At 43.4% G+C, this 19797-nt stretch carries 19 protein-coding genes; 10 read left to right on the top strand and 9 right to left on the bottom strand.

Translation table 11 applies throughout. The features are described from left to right. The first annotated feature begins 331 nt into the window (after positions 1 to 331). Genes MMU05_RS00560 through MMU05_RS00540 form a run of 5 tightly spaced genes read left to right on the top strand, consistent with a single transcriptional unit; the run spans position 332 to position 5531 of the window. A complete protein-coding gene (locus MMU05_RS00560; protein WP_241139739.1) occupies positions 332 to 544 on the top strand; it encodes a hypothetical protein in 213 nt (70 codons plus the stop codon). Next, complete coding sequence (locus MMU05_RS00555; RefSeq protein WP_241139738.1) at positions 541 to 1953, top strand: sodium:solute symporter family protein; 1413 nt, start codon at positions 541 to 543, stop codon at positions 1951 to 1953. Before MMU05_RS00560 ends, MMU05_RS00555 begins: the two co-directional genes overlap by 4 nt. Further along, positions 1943 to 3322, top strand: a complete 1380-nt coding sequence (locus MMU05_RS00550) for a glycosyl hydrolase (RefSeq protein WP_241139737.1) — start codon at positions 1943 to 1945, stop codon at positions 3320 to 3322. The genes MMU05_RS00555 and MMU05_RS00550 overlap by 11 nt, the downstream gene beginning before the upstream one ends. Continuing rightward, positions 3319 to 4764 (top strand): oxidoreductase, encoded by a 1446-nt coding sequence (locus tag MMU05_RS00545; protein ID WP_241139736.1) that lies wholly within the window; start codon positions 3319 to 3321, stop codon positions 4762 to 4764. Before MMU05_RS00550 ends, MMU05_RS00545 begins: the two co-directional genes overlap by 4 nt. Beyond that, on the top strand, positions 4761 to 5531 hold the full coding sequence (locus tag MMU05_RS00540) for a 3-ketoacyl-ACP reductase (protein ID WP_241139735.1): 771 nt from the start codon (positions 4761 to 4763) through the stop codon (positions 5529 to 5531). Before MMU05_RS00545 ends, MMU05_RS00540 begins: the two co-directional genes overlap by 4 nt. Positions 5532 to 5570: 39 nt before the next feature. On the opposite strand, the gene MMU05_RS00535 is transcribed toward MMU05_RS00540, so the two are convergent. The 9 genes from MMU05_RS00535 to MMU05_RS00495 all read right to left on the bottom strand — a co-directional run bounded on the left by MMU05_RS00535 (position 5571) and on the right by MMU05_RS00495 (position 10425). Then, positions 5571 to 6065 (bottom strand): GNAT family N-acetyltransferase, encoded by a 495-nt coding sequence (locus MMU05_RS00535; RefSeq protein WP_241139734.1) that lies wholly within the window; start codon positions 6063 to 6065, stop codon positions 5571 to 5573. 3 nt (positions 6066 to 6068) lie between these two features. Next, positions 6069 to 6359: a type II toxin-antitoxin system TacA family antitoxin gene (locus MMU05_RS00530; RefSeq protein ID WP_241139733.1), complete on the bottom strand. Its 291-nt coding sequence runs from the start codon at positions 6357 to 6359 to the stop codon at positions 6069 to 6071. A 128-nt stretch (positions 6360 to 6487) separates the two neighbouring features. After that, positions 6488 to 6700 carry a helix-turn-helix domain-containing protein gene (locus MMU05_RS00525; RefSeq protein ID WP_241139732.1) on the bottom strand — a complete coding sequence of 71 codons (213 nt, stop codon included), beginning with the start codon at positions 6698 to 6700 and terminating at the stop codon, positions 6488 to 6490. Further along, positions 6701 to 7396: an AraC family transcriptional regulator gene (locus MMU05_RS00520; protein WP_241139731.1), complete on the bottom strand. Its 696-nt coding sequence runs from the start codon at positions 7394 to 7396 to the stop codon at positions 6701 to 6703. Beyond that, positions 7393 to 7890: a hypothetical protein gene (locus tag MMU05_RS00515; protein ID WP_241139730.1), complete on the bottom strand. Its 498-nt coding sequence runs from the start codon at positions 7888 to 7890 to the stop codon at positions 7393 to 7395. Before MMU05_RS00515 ends, MMU05_RS00520 begins: the two co-directional genes overlap by 4 nt. A 12-nt stretch (positions 7891 to 7902) precedes the next feature. Then, a complete protein-coding gene (locus MMU05_RS00510) occupies positions 7903 to 8718 on the bottom strand; it encodes an SDR family oxidoreductase (protein WP_241139729.1) in 816 nt (271 codons plus the stop codon). Between the two features lie 486 nt (positions 8719 to 9204). Further along, positions 9205 to 9702: a GNAT family N-acetyltransferase gene (locus MMU05_RS00505; protein WP_241139728.1), complete on the bottom strand. Its 498-nt coding sequence runs from the start codon at positions 9700 to 9702 to the stop codon at positions 9205 to 9207. A gap of 139 nt (positions 9703 to 9841) precedes the next feature. After that, the gene (locus MMU05_RS00500) at positions 9842 to 10231 is read right to left on the bottom strand and encodes a type II toxin-antitoxin system VapC family toxin (protein WP_241139727.1); all 390 of its coding nucleotides are present in this window, start codon (positions 10229 to 10231) and stop codon (positions 9842 to 9844) included. Continuing rightward, positions 10210 to 10425, bottom strand: coding sequence for a hypothetical protein (locus MMU05_RS00495; RefSeq protein ID WP_241139726.1), 216 nt, complete (start codon positions 10423 to 10425; stop codon positions 10210 to 10212). The genes MMU05_RS00500 and MMU05_RS00495 overlap by 22 nt, the downstream gene beginning before the upstream one ends. A gap of 183 nt (positions 10426 to 10608) precedes the next feature. On the opposite strand from MMU05_RS00495, the gene MMU05_RS00490 reads away from it, so the two are divergent. From MMU05_RS00490 to MMU05_RS00470, 5 genes are all read left to right on the top strand, one after another. After that, the gene (locus MMU05_RS00490; protein ID WP_241139725.1) at positions 10609 to 11913 is read left to right on the top strand and encodes an NCS2 family permease; all 1305 of its coding nucleotides are present in this window, start codon (positions 10609 to 10611) and stop codon (positions 11911 to 11913) included. Further along, complete coding sequence (locus tag MMU05_RS00485; RefSeq protein ID WP_241139724.1) at positions 11910 to 12701, top strand: 5'-methylthioadenosine/adenosylhomocysteine nucleosidase; 792 nt, start codon at positions 11910 to 11912, stop codon at positions 12699 to 12701. The genes MMU05_RS00490 and MMU05_RS00485 overlap by 4 nt, the downstream gene beginning before the upstream one ends. Positions 12702 to 13394: 693 nt before the next feature. Next, positions 13395 to 16202, top strand: coding sequence for a PQQ-dependent sugar dehydrogenase (locus tag MMU05_RS00480; protein WP_241139723.1), 2808 nt, complete (start codon positions 13395 to 13397; stop codon positions 16200 to 16202). Between the two features lie 739 nt (positions 16203 to 16941). Then, on the top strand, positions 16942 to 18306 hold the full coding sequence (locus tag MMU05_RS00475) for a M48 family metalloprotease (RefSeq protein WP_241139722.1): 1365 nt from the start codon (positions 16942 to 16944) through the stop codon (positions 18304 to 18306). A 607-nt stretch (positions 18307 to 18913) separates the two neighbouring features. After that, positions 18914 to 19789, top strand: a complete 876-nt coding sequence (locus MMU05_RS00470) for a PIG-L deacetylase family protein (RefSeq protein WP_241139721.1) — start codon at positions 18914 to 18916, stop codon at positions 19787 to 19789. The last annotated feature ends 8 nt before the right edge of the window (positions 19790 to 19797 follow it).

Raw genomic sequence — 19797 nt, 5'->3', positions numbered from 1 at the left:
AATCATTGAATCCGAATTTTAACGTTTTTTTCTCGTGTCACTTTTTGTCATGATACAAAAAGTAACCAATCCCTGATAGCTATCGGGACTAGCGAAATAATCCTCCCACACACAAACCAACGCCGGCCCGGAATTTCGCTTCCTCCCCACGGGTGTTCCAAAGGAGGATTTTTCAAAAGTATAAGATCTTTGATTTCCCTCAACAAAATTATTACCCCTCTCCATTTTCATCCCACCTCACAAGGCAAATCTTCCGGATATTTATTAGCTTGTAGCTGCCTAAATAGTCCCTTAACTATCCGGCGAACTCTCTAACCTTAAACCCAAGATTATGAAATCCAAAATCTGGAACCTCATCGTCCTCAGCGTACTGCTATTGGCGGTGATTTCTTTCTTCTTTCTCTTTCAGGAAAACAAACCTGATCCCACCCTGTGGGGCATTCCATTTATATTTTGGACAGGATTTTTGGTTACGGTTCTGGTTGTGGTGTTGACATACCTCGCCTCCCGGTTTTTTCCATATGAAGAAAAAGGAATCAAATGATCGGTTGGCTGGGGTTTTTCTTCTTCATCTTTCTGGCTTCCTTGGGCTATGCCTCCTACAAGTCCTACAGGAAAGACCGCTCCTCGGATGACTTTATCCTTGCAGGATCCAACATCGGCGCGATACTCGGTTTCCTGACTTTCTCAGCAGCATTGTTCAGTGCATTCACCTTTATGGGTATGCCGGATTTCTTCCGCGTTCATGGGGTGGGGGCTTGGGTTTTTCTGGGTTTGTCGGACGCATTTATGGTTTTCTTTCTGATCTGGTTTGGTTACAAGCTGCGCAAAAGGGCTTCACTTCAAGGTTATAAGGGAGTTGCGGGACTGATGATTTCCTGCTACAAAAACAAGTACGCAGGTTACCTTGTCTTTGCAAGCGCCTTCCTTTTTCTGATCCCTTATGTGGCCATCCAAATCCGGGGAATTTCAATTTTCCTGAATGCAGCATTTCCGGATTTGCTTCCATATTGGTCATGGTCAGCCATCCTGGTTTTGATTATGCTTGCTTATGCAGAGATCGGAGGGCTCAAAGCCATCATGTATTCGGATGCGATTCAGGGTGTGATCTTATTGGTGGTCATCTGGATTATCGGGGTCACTTGCCTTCAGATGAGTGGGGGTTTCCAAGCTGCCATGGCGCAGGTCAATGTAACCAATCCAGGCTTGCAAACATTACCCGGTCCAAAAGGGCTTTTTTCCCACCAATTTCTGATAGCTTCGACCATTGCGATTGTCATGATCCCTGTTTCCCAACCCCAATTCACCACCAGATTGATCGTCATGAAGGACTTAAAATCTGTCCATAAAATGGCTTATGCAGTGGGGATATTTGCCATTTTGGTAATTCTGCCTACAGCCTTTATCGGATTGTATGGCGCGGTCAAATATCCTGATGCAAGCACATCGGATTTTCTTGCGAAAGCTTTACTCTTTGACCAAGCCGTACCTGTGGCTGCTTTGGCCGTAGTCGGATTATTTGCGGCCTGTCTTTCTACTACCAATGCACAGATTTTCGCTTTGGGATCCGAATTGAGGTCCTTGCTCTCAGGTTCGGACAAGGCCATCATGAGGAGGACAAAAATCTCCATCATGGTGTTTTCCTTGATTGTTTTGGTGTTTTCGACATACATGAGCGACGAACTGGTCTTGCTGGCAAGGGTGAGTTTTACCGGGACCTCGATGGTGGCACCGGTGATATTGGGTGCGGTGATTTTCAAGAACCCTCCCCGAGAACTCATCTGGATTTCGACCGCATTTTTGGGATATTTTATCCTTTCCATCCTTGGTGTCGTACCAAATGGATTTGAAAATTTCCCGTTGGATTTTCTGATGTATTGTATATTGCTTGTGGTGGTGCCTGCCATCATGGTGCGTCACCATTTTATCCAAAAGAATAGCCATGAAGCTTGATTCGAATTTTGAAATAAAGCAGATAGAAAGTTCCTTAAATGGATTCTGGGAACTATCGGGGAAGAAAATCCTTTCGATCGAAAAGACTTTTGATACCTCCAAAGGTGCTCCTGTTTTTACCGAAAAGGGAAAATATGTCACCCGAGGATGGACTGAATGGACCCAAGGTTTTCAATTTGGTTCTGCCCTCCTTCAATATGATGCCACTGGCGAGGAGATTTTTCTCCATTTGGGAAAAGAAAATACACTGAAGAAAATGGCGCCGCACCTCACGCATACGGGTGTTCATGACCATGGATTCAACAATGTCAGCACGTATGGCAATCTTCTCCGGATGATCACAGAAGGGAAATTGGAAGCTACTTTTTGGGAAAAAGAATATTACCGCCTGGCCCTCAAAGTCAGTGGTGCCGTGCAAGCCTTACGCTGGACCTCCATCCCTTCGGGAGGATATATGTATTCCTTCAATGGACCGCATTCTCTTTTTGTGGATACGATCAGGACTTGCAGGGCGGTGATACTTTCCCATCAACTCGGCCATGTCCTACAGGGAGAAAATGACAAAAAGATTAACCTCCTTGGTCGGGCCATTCAGCATTTACTCAGTACGGTGCGTTATTCCATTTTCTTTGGGGAAGGTCGCGACCAATATGACATCGCCGGGAGGACTGCCCATGAAATCATATTCAATACCAATGACGGTAACTACCGCTGTCCAAATTCCCAACAGGGTTATACCGGATTCAGTACCTGGACAAGGGGATTGGCCTGGGCGATATGTGGTTTGGGCGAGATTTTGGAGATTTTGGAGGATTTGCCTGAGGCGGACTATGCAGGAATCATCTCCCAAGAAAACCTGAAGTTTGCATTATCCAAGGCTGCTACAGCCACTGCTGATTTTTACCTGGCAAATACTCCTACTGATGGGATTCCCTATTGGGATACCGGAGCACCGGGTTTGGCCATGATGGGGGATTACCTCAACCGACCCGCTGATCCATTCAATGCCTATGAACCTGTGGATTCCTCCGCGGCGGCGATTGCTGCACAGGGATTTCTCAGGATAGGGAATTGGCTCAAAACGAGTGATTCCGAAAAGTCCAACCGCTACCACCATGTAGGTTACCAACTCGCTAAAACCCTTTTCTCCGAACCCTATCTTTCCACTGATGAGGAGCATCAGGGTTTGATTTTACACTCGATTTACCACCATCCAAATGGTTGGGATTATCGGCCAAATCCGGGACAAGTTCCCCATGGCGAATCCAGTATGTGGGGAGATTACCATGCACGGGAGCTTGCCTTGCTCTTGCAAAGAATCCAAAACGGAGAGCAATACTACAGTTTTATCAATTGCATCGAAAAATGAGCAGCGGAAAATACAAACCATCCTTTCCCCGTGTCGCCCAACTGAAGACAGCCGAGCAGTTTCAACAACACCTGTCTGAGCAGGGAATTGATTTGCCTTTTGCAGAAAAACTGGTCCCAGGTTCAGATTCTCCTTTTGTCAAAGGCCATACTCTCCGCTCAGGAAACCGGATCGGAAATGCTTTTTGCATTTTGCCTATGGAAGGTTGGGATGGTACGACGGATGGAAAACCTACTGAACTGACGAAAAGAAGATGGAAGAATTTTGCAAGGAGCGGAGCCAAACTCCTGTGGGGCTGTGAGGCAGTAGCAGTCCGCCATGAAGGTCGGGCAAATCCCAATCAGTTGCTGATGAATCAGTCGAACTTATCTGATTTCGCTTCACTTTTTCAATTGATCCAAAATGAACACCGGAATGAATTTGGCAAAACCGATGACTTACTCACCGGATTGCAGTTGACCCATTCGGGACGGTTTTGCAAGCCCAACAGCAAAACCCAAATGGAACCCAAGATCCTTTATCACCATCCTATTTTGGACAAAAAGTTTGGGTTGAAGGAAGACTATCCACTTTTTACGGATGCAGAGATTGATGAATTAGTGTCTGACTATGTGAAAGCTGCTGTTTTGGCACAAAAAGCGGGATTCCAATTTGTAGATATCAAACATTGCCATGGCTATCTGGGACATGAGTTTTTGAGTGCCTATGAACGGGAAGGGAAATATGGGAAGTCCATGGAAAACCGCAGCCGATTTCTCAGGGAAATTACCGCTGGAATTAACACAGAAGCACCTGGATTGGAAATCGGTGTTCGGTTGAGCGTTTTCGATTGGGTGCCATTTCAGAAAGGACCGGACGACAAAGGAACACCTTCAGCAAATGGAAAGTATACTTTTGCTTTTGGTGGGGATGAATCAGGAACAACAGAAGACCTTTCCGAATCTTTTGAATTTCTCGAAGAACTCAAAAAACTCGGGATTGAACTGCTGTGCACTACCGCAGGAAGTCCATATTACAATCCGCATATCCAGCGCCCTGCCTTGTTTCCTCCTTCGGATGGCTACCTACCGCCCGAAGATCCTCTCCAAGGTGTTGCCCGACAGATCAGGGTGACAGGAGAGGTGAAAGCCGCATTTCCAGGTTTCTATGTGGTAGGTTCGGCCTATTCTTATTTGCAGGAATGGCTTCCCAATGTTGCTCAGGAAGTCCTCCAATCCGGAAAAGCGGACTCTATTGGATTGGGTAGGATGGTATTGAGTTACCCGGAAATGCCCGCAGATATCCTCTCAGGCAATGGACTGAAGCGGCAGAAGATCTGTCGTACTTTCTCAGATTGTACCACTGCCCCGAGGAATGGCATCGTGTCAGGATGCTTTCCTTTGGATCCGTTTTACAAAAATATGCCCGAACACAGTCAACTTAAATCCCTCAAAGAAATATGAAACCCGTCGCATTGATCACAGGAGGAAGCCGGGGAATCGGTTTGGGTATCGCCATTAAATTGGCTGAAAATGGCTATGACCTTGCTATCAACGGGGTACGGAAAGAATCCGAAGTGAAGACTGTTTTGGAGGAATTGACTGCGTTGGGTGTCAATGTACATTACATACAAGGAGACATCAGCAAGGCATCGGACAGGGAAAAAATAGTAAATGAATTGAAAATGGTTTTCGGGATAGTCCATGTTCTTGTCAACAATGCTGGAGTGGCACCGCGGACAAGGGCAGATGTGTTGGAAGTCAGTGAAGCGGATTATGACGAGATGATGGGGATCAATTTGAAGGGTACTTTTTTTTTGACACAGGCGATTGCCAATTGGATGGTAGACATCAAGAAAGCGAACCCCCATTCTGCCGTTTCGATAGTGAACATTACGTCCATCTCGGCAGTGATGGCATCGGTTAACAGGGCTGCTTATTGCATGTCCAAAGCAGGTTTGTCCATGCTGTCTAAAGTCATGGCAGTAAGAATGGCAGAGTTTGGAATCCCGGTGTATGAAGTCCGGCCGGGAGTGATTGAGACCGATATGACGGAGAAAGTAAAGGCTGTGTACCACGAAAAAATCAAAGCCGGATTGACACTCGAACCACGGATTGGACTTCCTTCCGATGTCGGAAAGGCCGTTGCTGCCCTAGTTCGTGGGGATATCCCCTATGCCACCGGGCAGGTGGTCACAGTGGATGGGGGATTGATGGTGGAGAGGATGTGAGTAATTGTTTTGTAAGTTGGAAAAAAAAAACTTACCACTTTAAACAAAAAGCTGGGTCAAAGTCTTCATTGAAATAAACATTTTTCCGCTGTCAGGCAATTTTATAAAATCATATTTCTCATAAAACTTCTCCGCTTCTTCGTCAATCGGGTCAACTACTACTGCGAATGAGCCAATTTCTTGTGAAATTTCATAACTCCTCTTCAAAGCGTCTATCAGCAAAATCTTTCCGATTCCTTTGCCCTGATATTTTGTGTCAATAGCCAATCTACCAAGTAAAGTAGTGGGAATTGAAATATAGGATCTAGGAAGCTTTTTCTGAATATATTCAGGAAAACTACTTAATGGAATGCTGTTATTGGAAAGGGTGTAATAGCCTTGGATTTGATCTGAGGTACTTTCTGCCAATACAAAACAAGCTGAAAGCTTTCTTTTGATGTCTTGTCCCGCCTGATTTTTTAAATAGTTGTTCAAAAGCTCTTTCCCACAGTCAAAATCATCTCTGTTGTGCTTTTTGTCTAAAAGTTCAATCATTACCTACTTTGAATTAGATAAAAAAGTCTTGTAATCATCTAAGGCTTTTCTCAAATTTTCAGATGGTTCTTTTGGATTGGTAATGGCATCGAAGAAAATTTCAGAATCTCTTTCTGAGGCAAGCACCTGTTCTTTCTCTTTGATAATTTTCTTGGCTTTTTCCTGAACAGTAAGGATAACAAAGTCAGTCAGATTACGGTATCCTCCCAAATAGGCAGCTTTCTCAAACAATTGTTTTTGTTCTTTGGGGAGTCTTGCATCAAATCTTGCATGTTCTTTTGTATCAGTACTCATGGCTTAACATGTTTTTTCAAATGTACGTATAAAATCCGTAAAAAAATTCCATTTCAACACCAGAAACTAGTAGAGGCAGGCAATTGTAAATTGGATTCTACAAAAAGGCCAATTCCAACAGATTCTTTTTAACTCAAATTCCTGAATTCCAACGGTGTCTGTCCGGTTTTTTGCTTGAAGAGTTTGTTGAAATATTGGGGATATTCAAAACCCAGATTATAGGCGATTTCATTGACGGTTTTGTCAGAGTTGATCAAAATGTTTTTCGCAGCTTCGATCAAGAAATAATGAATATGCTCTTGTGCATTTTTTCCTGTTTCCTTTTTGAGTAAGTCGCTCAATTAGCTTGCCGATAGATTGACTTTTTCAGCCAGGTATTTGACTGTCGGGAATCCCTTTTCGCTGATCTCGTCAGACGTAAAGTGTTGGTGGAGGATCCCTTCGACTTGGGACACGATGGTTTTGTTGGTATTACTCCTTGTGATCATTTGTCTGCCATAGAACCTGGAGCAAAAGTTCAACAACAATTCGATCGTGGAGACGATGATATTTTGGCTGTATACATCTATGTTTTCTTGCAGTTCTGTCCGAATCTGCTGTACGCATTCATACAGGATGTTTTTTTCCTTGTTAGAGAGATGAAGAGATTCGGAGATTTCGTAGGAGAAAAAACTGTAGTCCTTCATTTTCTCATTCAAAGACGTGGCCCGGATCAGATCGGGATGAAAAAACAAGCCCCACCCCATCATATTCTCCGTGGATTCCACTTCGTCGTCCATTTCGATCATTTGGTTGGGAGCAATGCAAATCAGACTACCATCGTGAAAATCGATGTTTTTCCGGCCATATTTGATCGTGTTTTTGCAGTAATTCTTAAACATGATCGAATAAAAATCAGTGCTGATCCGGGTATGCTTTTCAACCTGCTCACTAACTTTACTAAAATCCAACACAGCCACCAAAGGATGGTGATTTGGTCCCAAACCAAATAATCTGTAGAGGTCTGAGATGGTGGACAGGTGGATGATCGGCTTCATATTTTATCAATTAAACTGTTTAAATATTCCAGATAGAATTGACCTCTTCTTTCTGCAAAAAAATCCAATCCCAATACAATACCCGCTTTGATAAAGAAGCCCAAACCAATGCCTTGCCAGAAAGTATCGATTGGTGTGGTATACATCAATACGATGCCAAAGATAATCAATGCAATTTCCACATACCTGTAAATCACAAAATTACGCAGGACCGTTTCCATTCTCGGGATTTCATCTGTTTTGATTTTTTCCGGCTCGTTTTGGACAAACTTTTCTGCCCTGATCATGTCATTTTCACTGCGGGTTACAATCGTAAAACCCACGATAACTTCCAGGATCGCCACCACCACAAAAGGAATGGCAACCCCTTTCCAAAAGGATGTTTTTAAACCAAAAACGAAATAGAGTGCCATTGCCAATGCAATGACTCCGACAAGGACGAAGATATAGCTTTCAGCTTTTTCACCATTGAAATACTTGATAATCGGATTCATAGAGGTGTGATTTTAAAGTCCAAACTGTGCCTTGATTCCCCCTATAAATGTAGCATCATCATGTTGTTGGCGGTTGGCTATCAACATTTTGGCGTCTTCGCCCGCTGTATACCGCAATTGATTTTTGCCATCCGTGGCGGCTTCAAAGATCACATCTGCTACCACACTTGAGGGAGAAGCATTTTGTGCCATTGTCGGCATTGCACCCATCAATGCACCCACGATTTTTTGGTATTCGACCATCGTGTCATCATTGCTAAAGTCAAATGACCTGCCCGAAAATTCTGTTGCGATCATCCCCGGTTCTACAATTTTCACCTGTCCGCCAAACTGCTCCACTTCATAATGCAGCGATTCTGAGATGCCTTCCACGGCAAATTTTGTCCCGTGATACAATGCACCCAAGGGGAAGGTTATTTTGCCACCGATGGATGAAATATTGATGATCAATCCTTTTTTGTTTTGTCGGAAATGCGGAAGAACTGATTTGGTTACGTCCAAAAGCCCGATCACATTGGTATTGAACTGACGTAAAATTTTGTCTCTGGAAAATGATTCCAAGGGTCCGTAAGCGCCGTAGCCTGCATTGTTGAGTAAGACATCAATTCCCCCAAATTTTTGAATGCCTTCAGATACTGCTTTTGCGATAGAATCCAGATCCAATACATCAAGCTTGGTGACCCATACATTTTCCAATGTGCTTAATTCGCTTTCGCTGTCCGGATTTCGCATGGTGGCGATTACATTCCAACCTTTGGCCTGAAATAATCTGGCAGTTTCTTTTCCGATTCCGCTGCTTGCCCCTGTTATTAAAATTGTCTTTGTCATGTTGCTTAAAGTTTAAATCACGGGACAAAGTTGCCGCTATCTGTTTTCTGACAGGTAATACAAATTCAGGTTGTTAGTATACTTTTTGCGGTAATACTTCCTGTATTGGAGTCAGGTTGGATGAGGGAGAAATTTACCGGACGATATAGGATCGACTCAAAAAGTGCCACTGCACATCACCTGATGGCCAAGTGCTGATTTTTTTCAGAAAGGATTGGGTGTTTTTTCCAACCTCCGACTTAAAGGATACTGTGGATATACAATTCAATGTCGTTTAGTTAGGGGAGATTTGATAAACTTTTCCAAAGTTCGGAATGGATGTTTTAAGATTTTCATGGTCTGGTCCCAACTTTGGAAAAGGTTTGGATAACGCAATAGCTTATCTAAATGACATTGATATGCAATTAAAGAAGCCGATTGCCTAGAGGGGAAGCTTATTACCTTAGGGAAAAACTTTTTCCATATAAATTTTCGAAAAAACCTACGTCAAAGCCTCCTATACATCACATACGCTCCCACCAATTCCTTTTCGGGATGTCGGTAGGCTTCGGGGATTTCTCCGATGATATCAAATCCCAAGGATTGCCAAAGCTTGACGGCAGCTTGGTTGGTGCTTACTACAAAGTTGAACTGCATGGCGAGGAACCCCTCTTTTTTGGCTTCTGCCAAAGCAAAAAGTCCCATCTGTCTGCCGATGCTTTTGCCGCTTTCCTTTTCATCGACCATAAATCCTGCATTGCAGACATGGTTTCCCAAACCGGGTTGGTTTGGTTTCAGGTAAAAAGTTCCTACGATTTTACCGTCCATTTCTGCCACAAAAGTGCTTTTGTCCTTACCCATCCAAAAAGCCATCATTTCCTTTTCCGAGCTATCTAGCGAAAACACGTACGTGCCTCCTTTGCGGATAATTGGCCGGATGATTTCCCATAGGGCATTGAGGTCTGTTGGCTTGGCAAGTCTGAATTTTAAGATTTTTCTTGACATAGGTTTCGGAATAATTTCAAAAAACTGTCTTTTAATTAGGTTTCTTTTTTCAAAGAACCGCCATGAATTTAGAATTCCAAGAACACCAAAAATAAGTTATCTCTTTCACTAATAATTAAAAAGTAAAAAAGGTTGACCATTAAATTGAATGGGGATTGATAGTAACAAGACCTTTAATATGGTTAAAATCAGAAGTATTTCGACTGATTAATTTCAAATCATAAACCAATGCTGTGGATGCAATTATGGCATCAGGCAGTTTGATTCTGGTTTTCTTCCGTAGTTCGATACATTTTTCAACCACCTTATCCGATAAATCAAAAACCACTGAATCAGCAATAAAACTAGATAGAATCGCATATTGTTCTTCAGTTGTATTAAATCCAAGTAGTTCAATTTTTGAAATGACAGATAAGTAAGGAACTACGTCCACCACTTCGTTGAGGAACGACATTCCTTTTTTAGGAAGTTTCATACCTAGATAGTCAATTAGTGCATTTGTGTCTATCAAATATTCCTGCTTTCCCATTCTTCACGGCTTTTTGAAACGTACTCCTGCAATTCCTCTGTTACTTTTGGGTTAAGTTTTCCTGCATATTTTTCGGAGAGTTTTTCAGGAGTTTGCTCCTTTTTTTGAAGAACTTTGATGAGGTTGAGGTCTTCTAAATCTTCAAGGAGTTTATATGCCTTATGATTGGTAATCTGAATCAACATGGTTTCCATATGATCTATTTTTTGTTTACTTTATTTCTAAAAATACAAAGATAAGCCAAAATGTAATCGTCAGTAAAAACATTTCTTGGTTGCTTTTCGGAAATCAATATCAGGTCGATTACTTTTCCATTCAACTTTATATAATTGCATTTCAATCCTCTTCGACTTACTTTCCACTTTTGAATCTGATGCATGGAAGTAAAACCTACAAACCTTAGAACTGAAATCCTGGCAGGAACGAGCACTTTCCTTGCGGCTTTCTACATCATCATCGTCAATCCTGCCATCTTGGCTGAGGCAGGTATGCCTTTTTCGGGAGCATTGACAGCAACGGTTTTGGTGTCTGCTTTCGGCAGTCTGATGATGGGATTGTATGCCCGCAATCCGATCGTTGTCGCACCCGGCATGGGAATCAACGCTTTCTTTACCTACACCGCCGTCAAAGGTTATGGTCTGACATATGAAGAAGCTTTGGGTGCAGTATTTTGGTCAGGCGTGATCTTTCTGTTGCTTTCAGTTTTCAAAACCCGGGAGAAAATCATCGCATCCATTCCTGTTGCGCTGAGACATGCGGTATCGGCAGGCATCGGGTTATTTATCTGCTTTATAGGATTTCAAAATGCCCACTTCATCGTGGACAATACCGCCACACTCGTAGGAATGGCCGCTTTCAAGGATCCTATCAGCCTGACATTTATGACAGGTTTATTGGTGACGGGCGCCTTGATCAGCCGCAAGGTTTCGGGAGCGATCATTTACGGGATTATCTTCACGACCCTTTTGGCTTGGCCGATCGGCAGGTGGTGGGGAGATGCCTCTGCTGTCAATTTCGGTGTGGCCACCATGGTCAATTACACCGGTTTGTTTGCGTTGCCGGACTTTAGTCTGGTAGGAAAAGCTGACATTTTGGGTTCGCTCCGATACGCCTATGTGCCGGTGATTTTTGTATTTACGTTCACTATTCTATTTGACGGGATTTCCACTTTTGTGGGTTTGGCGGAAGCTTCGGGACTGAAAGATCCTGATGGAAGCCCAAGAAATATGCGCAAGTCTTTGCTGACAGATTCGATGGCAACACTTTTTGCCGGTTTGGTGGGAAGCAGTTCGGGAACAGCCTACATCGAATCTGCAGTGGGGATCGAAGAAGGAGGAAGAACAGGCGCCACAGCAGTTACAGCCGGACTGCTGTTTTTACCTTTTATGTTTTTCTCGCCGCTGCTTTCCATCATTCCCTCCATCGCAAGCTCTATTGCTTTGGTATTGGTGGGTTCCTTCATGGTGATGCCGCTGACTAAAATCAACTGGCGAAAACCTGATGAGGCGATTCCCTCTTTCCTTACAATTACTTTGATACCGTTTACCTACAGCCTTTCAGTGGGCATCTCGTTTGGCTTTATCAGTTGGACTGTTTTGAAATTATTGACCGGAAAAAAATCCGAAATCAACCCCATCCTTTTCGTCATCACCCTCCTTTCTATTTTCTTCCTTTGGCTATGAAAAAGTTTTTGCTCCTATTACTGATTGTTGGTTTTTCCTTTTCTGCCTCTGCCCAACGGATTGCGCTGATGGGCGCTTTGGATCAGGAGATCGCCATTTTGCTCGATTCCATGCAGGGACAAAAGAAAGTAAGTAGGGGTGGAATTGATTTTTACAAAGGAAAACTGAAAGGCAAGAAGGTTGTCATCCTCAAAGCCGGTGTGGGCAAAGTCAATGCCGCTTACAGCACGGCCGTACTTACCGAGAATTTTAAAATTTCAACGCTGATTTTTACCGGAGTGGCAGGGGGCTTGGATCCTGAAGCATTGCCGGGAGATTTGGTAATCGGGGAAAAGTTGGTGCAATATGACTTCGGGAAAGTGGATTCTTTGGGATTTTCTGTTGCTCCATTCAGGAAATTAAGCGGGGGTGCGCATGACGAATTGTTCATTGATTCCGACAAGGATTTGCTCCGGATAAGTCAAAATGCAGCACAAAAGGTGGTTTTTGTTCCGATTGCCAACAGGCAGCCAAAGGTTTTCAGCGGGGTGATTGCAACAGGGGATATTTTTGTCAGCAGCAACGAAAAGGCAAAATGGCTCTATACCGAGTTTGAGGCTTTGGCTACCGAGATGGAAGGGGCGGCAGTGGCGCATATCTGTAGGACATTGGACATTCCCTTTATTGTCATCCGCAGCTGCAGCGACAATGCCAACAACCACGCCCGCATGAATTTCAACCAATTTGTAGGTCCCGCTTCAGAGAATTCAGCAAGGTTGGTTTTGGCGATTTTAGGGGAAATGGAGTAGTTTAAATAGTTATCAGATCCTTTGCCAGTAATCTTAAATTCCTATTCAGACTAGACAGAAGACCGAAGACGGATGACCGGTGTACCGGGAATTCCAGTCTCAGCCATGAACTAAATCAAATCATCATTTTTGCACAGAAGATGGTTCACAACTCAATTCCTTCCCAAAGTCGCTTTAAGGACTAAACGTGGGTAGAAAAAAACGATGGGCATTGATTTTTGTGCCTTTAGGTACAAAATATATTCCGTACCTAACGGCACGGAAAACCATCATGTGCGAAATCTTTCTACCAATATTTTGTCCCTAAAGGGACAGCAAAACCATTGCGATTTAATGCCCACTTATTCAATTCCTTCCCAAAAGTCCCTTTAGGGACTAAACGTGGGTAGAAAAAAACGATGGGCATTGATTTTTTTGCCTTTAGGTACAAAATATATTCCATACCTAAAGGCACGGAAAATTTCTTATATGTTGATTTTCTACCGATATTTTGTCTCTAAAGGGCCTTAAAAAGGCTGGCAATGACAAGTGAATCCTTTAAGTTCTAAACAGACCGAAACATCGGTCATCGGTCATTTTGCCATTTCCTCACCCCTTTTCCACCAATCAAAACCCCAAAAACACATCCCTGAAAATTTTTTAGCAGCAAGGAAAAATTTTTACTAAGTTGTTTGATCCTAAACCCATCAAACCATGCTTTCCCTCTACAAAACACATTTTCAATTCCGGTTAATTTTTGGACTTTTATTGCTATTGATATTTTTTTCCTGCAAAAAAACCGAAGATACTACTGTCAAACCTGAGGACAACCGGTTTACCAAAGTCGTCCTTACCGAAGGCATGGACGAGCCGATGGAAATGACTTTCCTCCCCCAAAACAAAATCCTGTTGGTCGAGAGAAAGGGCGGTATCAAGATTTTTGATGAGAAAACCGGGGAGATGAAGCTTATCGCCACCATTCCTGTCAATACCAAATACACCAACAAAGAAGGCAGGGTAAGGGAAGCAGAAGAGGGATTGATGGGTGTGATTGCACATCCTGATTTTGCCAAAAACTCCTGGATCTATATGTATTACGCAGACCCTGCGGAAGCCAAGCATGTCCTTGCAAGGTGGGAATTGCATGGCGATTCCCTGTATGCCGATACCAAAAAAATAATCTTGGAAGTTCCGACCCAACGGGAGGAATGTTGCCATACCGGTGGGGGGATGGTATTTGACAAGGAAGGAAACCTATTTCTTACTGTAGGTAATAACACCGTCAATCCACGAGTTGGATCCTCCAACCTTGACGAGCGTCCCGGAATGGAGAGTTCAGATGACCAACGCGCTCCTGGCAATACCAACGACCTGAGGGGAAAAATCCTTCGGATTCATCCTGAAGATGATGGAACCTATACGATTCCGGAGGGAAATTTATTTCCGGTAGGTACTGAAAAAACCAGACCGGAAATCTATACAATGGGTCACAGGAATCCATGGAGACCTACTTTGGACAGTGAAACAGGGTACCTATATTGGGGAGAGGTAGGGCCGGATGCCTCCATCGATTCTATTTGGGGACCAAAAGGATATGATGAATTCAATCAGGCCAAAGGTCCCGGATTTTTCGGTTGGCCATATTTTATCGGAAACAACCAACCCTACAACAAACATGACCTTGCGACCAACACTTATGGAGCACCATTTGATGTGAATAGTCCGGTCAATGAATCGGTAAACAATACCGGTCTCAAAAATTTGCCTACACCTGTAGTGCCTGCGATGATCTGGTATCCTTACGGGGTTTCGGAGGAGTTCCCTATATTGGGAAGTTCGGGTAGAAGCGCTACGGGCGGACCTGTTTTCCGCAAGGCAGATTTCAAAAAAGAAGCCCCTTTTGTATTTCCTGCTTATTATGAAGGCAAGTGGCTTATAGTGGATTTTATGCGGGGATGGATCATGGCGGTGACCATGGATGAAAATGGAGACTACAAATCCATGGAGCGATTCCTACCCAATGAAACTTTCAGCTCGGCGATAGATATGGATTTTGGTCCGGATGGTGCATTGTATGTCTTGGAATACGGCAGCGCCTGGTTTCGTGGCAATGCCAATTCCCGCATTGTCAAAATCGAATACAACGCCGGCAACCGCAAACCGAATGTCAGTGCTTCGTCGGATAAATATGCCGGTGGAGTTCCCCTGACTGCCAAATTCTCCGCTGAGGGGACTTCCGATTACGATGATTATGATCAGGGCAAACTGGGTTTTGAGTGGAGTTTGACTTCCGCCAGTGGATTCAAGCAGGTTTTGAAAGATCAAAATCCGGAATTTACCTTCACGGAAGCAGGAACATACCAAGTGTTGCTTACCGTCACCGATACCAAGGGAGAGAAAAATTCAGCCACTTTCGAAATCGTTGCAGGGAATGAACCTCCTGTTGTTTCGATTGATTTTGGGGGATTGAATAAAACCTTCTATTTCGGGGAAAAGGAATTTGAATATACTATTCAGGTTGAGGACAAAGAAGATGGGACATCCGCTGAAGGAAAGATCAAGGCCGAAGAAGTCGCTGTGACTTTTGATTATGTACCGGCAGGTTTTGACCCGATAGAGATCGCTTCCAAGCAAAGTGGCGCTGAGAACATGGCGTTTTTGAAAATTGGCAAAAACCTGATTGAAGCAAGCGACTGCAAATCCTGTCACCAATATGACAAAACTTCCATCGGTCCGAGCTACACCGTGGTGGCAGCTAGGTATCCCAAAACAGAAGAAAACACCAAATTGCTTATCGGGAAGATCATCAATGGAGGCAGTGGCGTATGGGGGGAACACGGGATGAGTGCCCATCCGCAGTTATCTGAGGCAGATGCACGGCGAATGGTGGATTTTATTCTCAGTATGAATGAAACAAAACCGACAGTGGCTTCTTTGCCACTCAGCGGAAAAGTGACACCTGTCGTTCCTGAAGGGGAAAATGGTCAGGGAGGCTATCTCCTGAGGGCGTCCTATGCTGATAAAGGTGCAGGAAATGTGGGTTCGCTTACCGGTGTGGATTACATCGCTTTGCGGAATCCTTTCCTTGACCCGCAACTTTCGGATATCCGAAAAGGGGTGAATATGATGACTACGCCAAGAGTCAACTTTTTTATGGTGGGTGACCAATCGCACATTGGGTTTAAAGCATTGGATTTGACAGGTGTCAAACAGATCGACCTGTATGTGGAGGTAAGTCCCCGCAATGATGCCATTGGCGGTTCGGTGGAGGTGAGAGTTGGCTCGCCGACCGGAGAACTTCTAGGCCAGAGTGAACAGATGGTTCCAAAGGAAGCTGAATTCCGAAGACCTCCCGAAGGAGTCAATCCTGTTGAGTGGAGAAGGCAAAATGCCACCAAAGCCCAAGTTGTGTTGAATCCCACAGCTGGAAAACAGGATGTGTATTTCATCTTCAAAAATCCAAAAGCAAAAGGTGAAGAAATCCTGATGAGTATCTCTGAGATTGAGTTTAGGGATAAATAGGATAATCCGAAATAGGGTGAAATAAGGATTTTGGCTTCATATGGTCGGATTATCGTCCACAGACCACAGTCAACAGACCATAGCTGCAGGAATTGAACTTCAATTCAGTTCCTAAAAAATCCGAAGATTATTTGGAGATACTCAAAAAAAATCACCCATTCAAAATTTTTAAAACAAAAAAGCAGAGGCCTTTGATGGTCTCTGCTTTTTTTTATACTGGATTTAAAGAATTTGGTTTAAAAACTAGCTAGGCCATAAAAACAAAAGCGGGAAAAATTCTTTCGAACTTTTCCCGCTTCACAACCTGAAGACCGTAATCTTCAAATTATGTCAAGCTGCAGTTATTGTGACTTTTCCCCCAGTTGCCCGAGTTCATAACCTTAGGTTTTCCGACTCTGATTCCGCCGCCTTTCGACTTTGGTTCATGATTCCAAGACTTCTGCGGTTGCCCTTCTCAGACTTTCTACGTTGCCGTTTTCAGCCCCTTCGTCTTTTCATCTTGAGTTTTTGACCCTAGTCTGAAATTTTACTTTCAGCCTTTTATCTCTCACTTGATAGAATCAAATTTATGCCTCAAATAATTGATTTCCAATAAATTAATAAAGAATTTCTGCACAATTTTTCCACTGGAAAAAAGCTTTAATCACAAAGTTATCCACATCTATTTTTCACTTAACTAAAAACAACCTAAAACCATCTTTATCCGTAAGGATCTCTATGTTCCTAAACCCCTGTTTTTATGAAAAGGCTCCTTCTTCTTTTGGTTTTTATCTTGGTTGCAAATTTCAGTTTTTCCCAAAGTAAAGTCACGCTCAAAGGGTACGTCATCCGGCCGTTTGGGGAATATGCTGTCGGAGATACGGTCACCGTTTATGGTACCAGAAAAAACATCAATACCGGAATGGTTCAATACTATATCAGGTCCTCATTTGGGGAATACCGGTATTTCAATGAGGACAGGATTTCCCTTCTTGGCAACGACCTTGATTTTTGGGAAAATGTGTGGATGGAAAACAGGGCTGAAACCATCAATAAAAAAGGTTGGGAAAGAGGACTAAGGCAGGAACTGATAGAAGATGCCATGGATTATTATTCCCAAGCCCTAGCCAATAATATGGTTTTGCAGGATGACATGCTCTATGATTATATCTATCAGTTGATCTATTCGATCCATCCGCTTTCCATGCTGAAAGACAGGGCTTCGGATTTCAGCCTGGTCATTTTGAACTCCACGGAGCATATCGCATTTTCATTTGACAACGGCATGATTGTACTGACCACAGGCCTGATTGCGAGTACAGATTCTGAAAATGAACTCAACCTGATTTTGGCCCAATGCATTGCCCATGCTGTCCTCGAGCATAATCTTGTCAACCTGAATGAGGTCATCCGAGCAGAGCGCCGGGCAAGGATTTGGGGAACAGTAGCAACCTTGGCTGCTGCTACGGCCATGGCAGTAGATGAGGCCAATAACGGGGTTTTACATGACTACACCTTGGCGACGGATTTCGGGATGGCTGTGTATTTCCTTTCCTCCCAAGTCTTGGATAACCTGGGTGCAGGTTATTCTTCCGAACAGCAATTGATGGCCAAAAGGATTGCTGCCCAATTTATGGATGAGCATCCTCAGGTTAATTTTTTAGATGACCAACAGTACCTGAACACCATCGCAAGTGCTGTTTCCATTACTGCATGGCAGGAATACCATTTGAAGAATTACTCCTATGCCCAATTGCTTGCCTTGAAGCTTGCTGACGCCAGGATGGCTTCTGATATTGATTATCTGCTCATGAGTAGGATTCAAAGGAGAAAATCCAATGAAATGGAATCCAACCAATTGGCTTTGGATTACCTTCATATAGCAAGGAAAATGGCATTGGATCCAATGCCGGAATTGGATAAGGAAGAGGGTTTGGTGTATGCGAGGCTTCAGCAACATGAAAAATCCAAAGCGGCTTATTTGAAATACCGGGATAGCTTGTTGGAGATGAAGGCGCAGGGGAGAAATGTGGATGCTGAACTCAGGATGATCAACCAATACCTGCAGCGGAATTTGAGTCAAGATGCTGCAGCGATGTTGAAGACAACTTTGGATATTGACTGATGAATGTATTGCCCTGATTCAATAATGAAAAAAGATGGGGAATAGAATTTGAAAAAAATTACTAGGGCTTAAAAACAAAAGCGGGAAGAAATTCTTTCGAACTTTTCCCGCTTCATCACCTGAAGACCGTAATCTTCAAATCATGCAAGCTACAGTTATTGTGACTTTTCCCTCAGTTGCCCAAGTTCATAACCTTAGATTTTCAAACTCTGATTTCTCAGCCTTTTGGCTTTGATCCATGATTTCAAGACTTCTGTGGTTGCCCTTTTCAGACTTTCTACGTTGCCGTTTTCAGCCCCTTTGCCTTTTCATCTCGAGTTTTTGACCCTAGTCTGAAATTTTACTTTCAGCCTTTTATCTCTCACTTGATAGAATCAAATTTATGTCTCAAATATTTGATTTACAATAAATTAATAAATAATTTCTGCACAATTTTTCCACTGGATAAAAGCTTAAATCACAAAGTTATCCACAATTAAATTGCTACTTCAATTTTGGATTGAAAGAATTGTAAGTTCTCTTCCAAGTAAAACAATCGTCTTTGAGGTAAGCTGAATTGATTTTCCTTTTGCTTTTTAATACCTTGAACTTTCCAAATGACCCTTCCATGAAAATCACCCACTTCTTCCTCGCATTCCTTTTCCTGAATTTTACGACCGAAGCTTTTTCACAGGAAAAACCTTTGAAAATCATCATGATAGGTGCCCATCCGGATGACTGCGACATCAAAGGGGGAGGAACCGCAGCCCTATTTGTTCAAATGGGCCATCAGGTGAAGTTTGTCTCTGTGACCAACGGAGATGCAGGGCACATGAAAGAGGGCGGCGGGATGTTGGCCAAAAGAAGAATGGCCGAAGCAAAAGAGGCGGGCCGGAGGTTGGGAGTCACTTACGATGTTTTGGACCACCACGACGGTGAATTGCTCGCCACGTTACCGATCAGGTTGGAAATCATCCGCCTCATCCGTGATTGGGATGCAGATGTGGTCATTTCCCACCGTTCCAATGATTACCATCCGGACCACCGGTACACTGCCATTTTGGTTCAGGATGCCGCGTATATGGTCGGGGTTCCCAATATTGCCCCTGATACACCGCCTCTTCGAAAAAACCCTGTTTTCCTTTATTTCCAGGACAATTTCCAAAAACCTAATCCTTTTAAAGCAGACATAGCTGTCGACATTACCCCTGTTTTGGATAAAAAAATAGATGCGATGGATGCCCATGAATCTCAGTTTTATGAGTGGCTGCCTTGGATCGGGAATTATGCAGCAGAAGTACCTACGGACAAAGGGGAAAGAAAAGCATGGTTAAAAAGCAAGCGCACCGTTGCTCCAAATGCAGCTGTCCATGAAGCTTTGAAGACTTGGTACGGGGAGTCCAAGTCCCTGCAAATCAAGTATGCCGAAGCCTTTGAAATATGTGAATATGGTAGCCAGCCCTCCAGAGAGGAAATTAAAAGGCTTTTTCCGATGCTACAATAAAGTGGGAG

Source organism: Cognataquiflexum rubidum, assembly GCF_022538115.1.
GTDB classification, from domain to species: Bacteria; Bacteroidota; Bacteroidia; order Cytophagales; family Cyclobacteriaceae; genus Cognataquiflexum; species Cognataquiflexum rubidum.
This window is presented reverse-complemented; position numbering and strand designations above follow the sequence as displayed.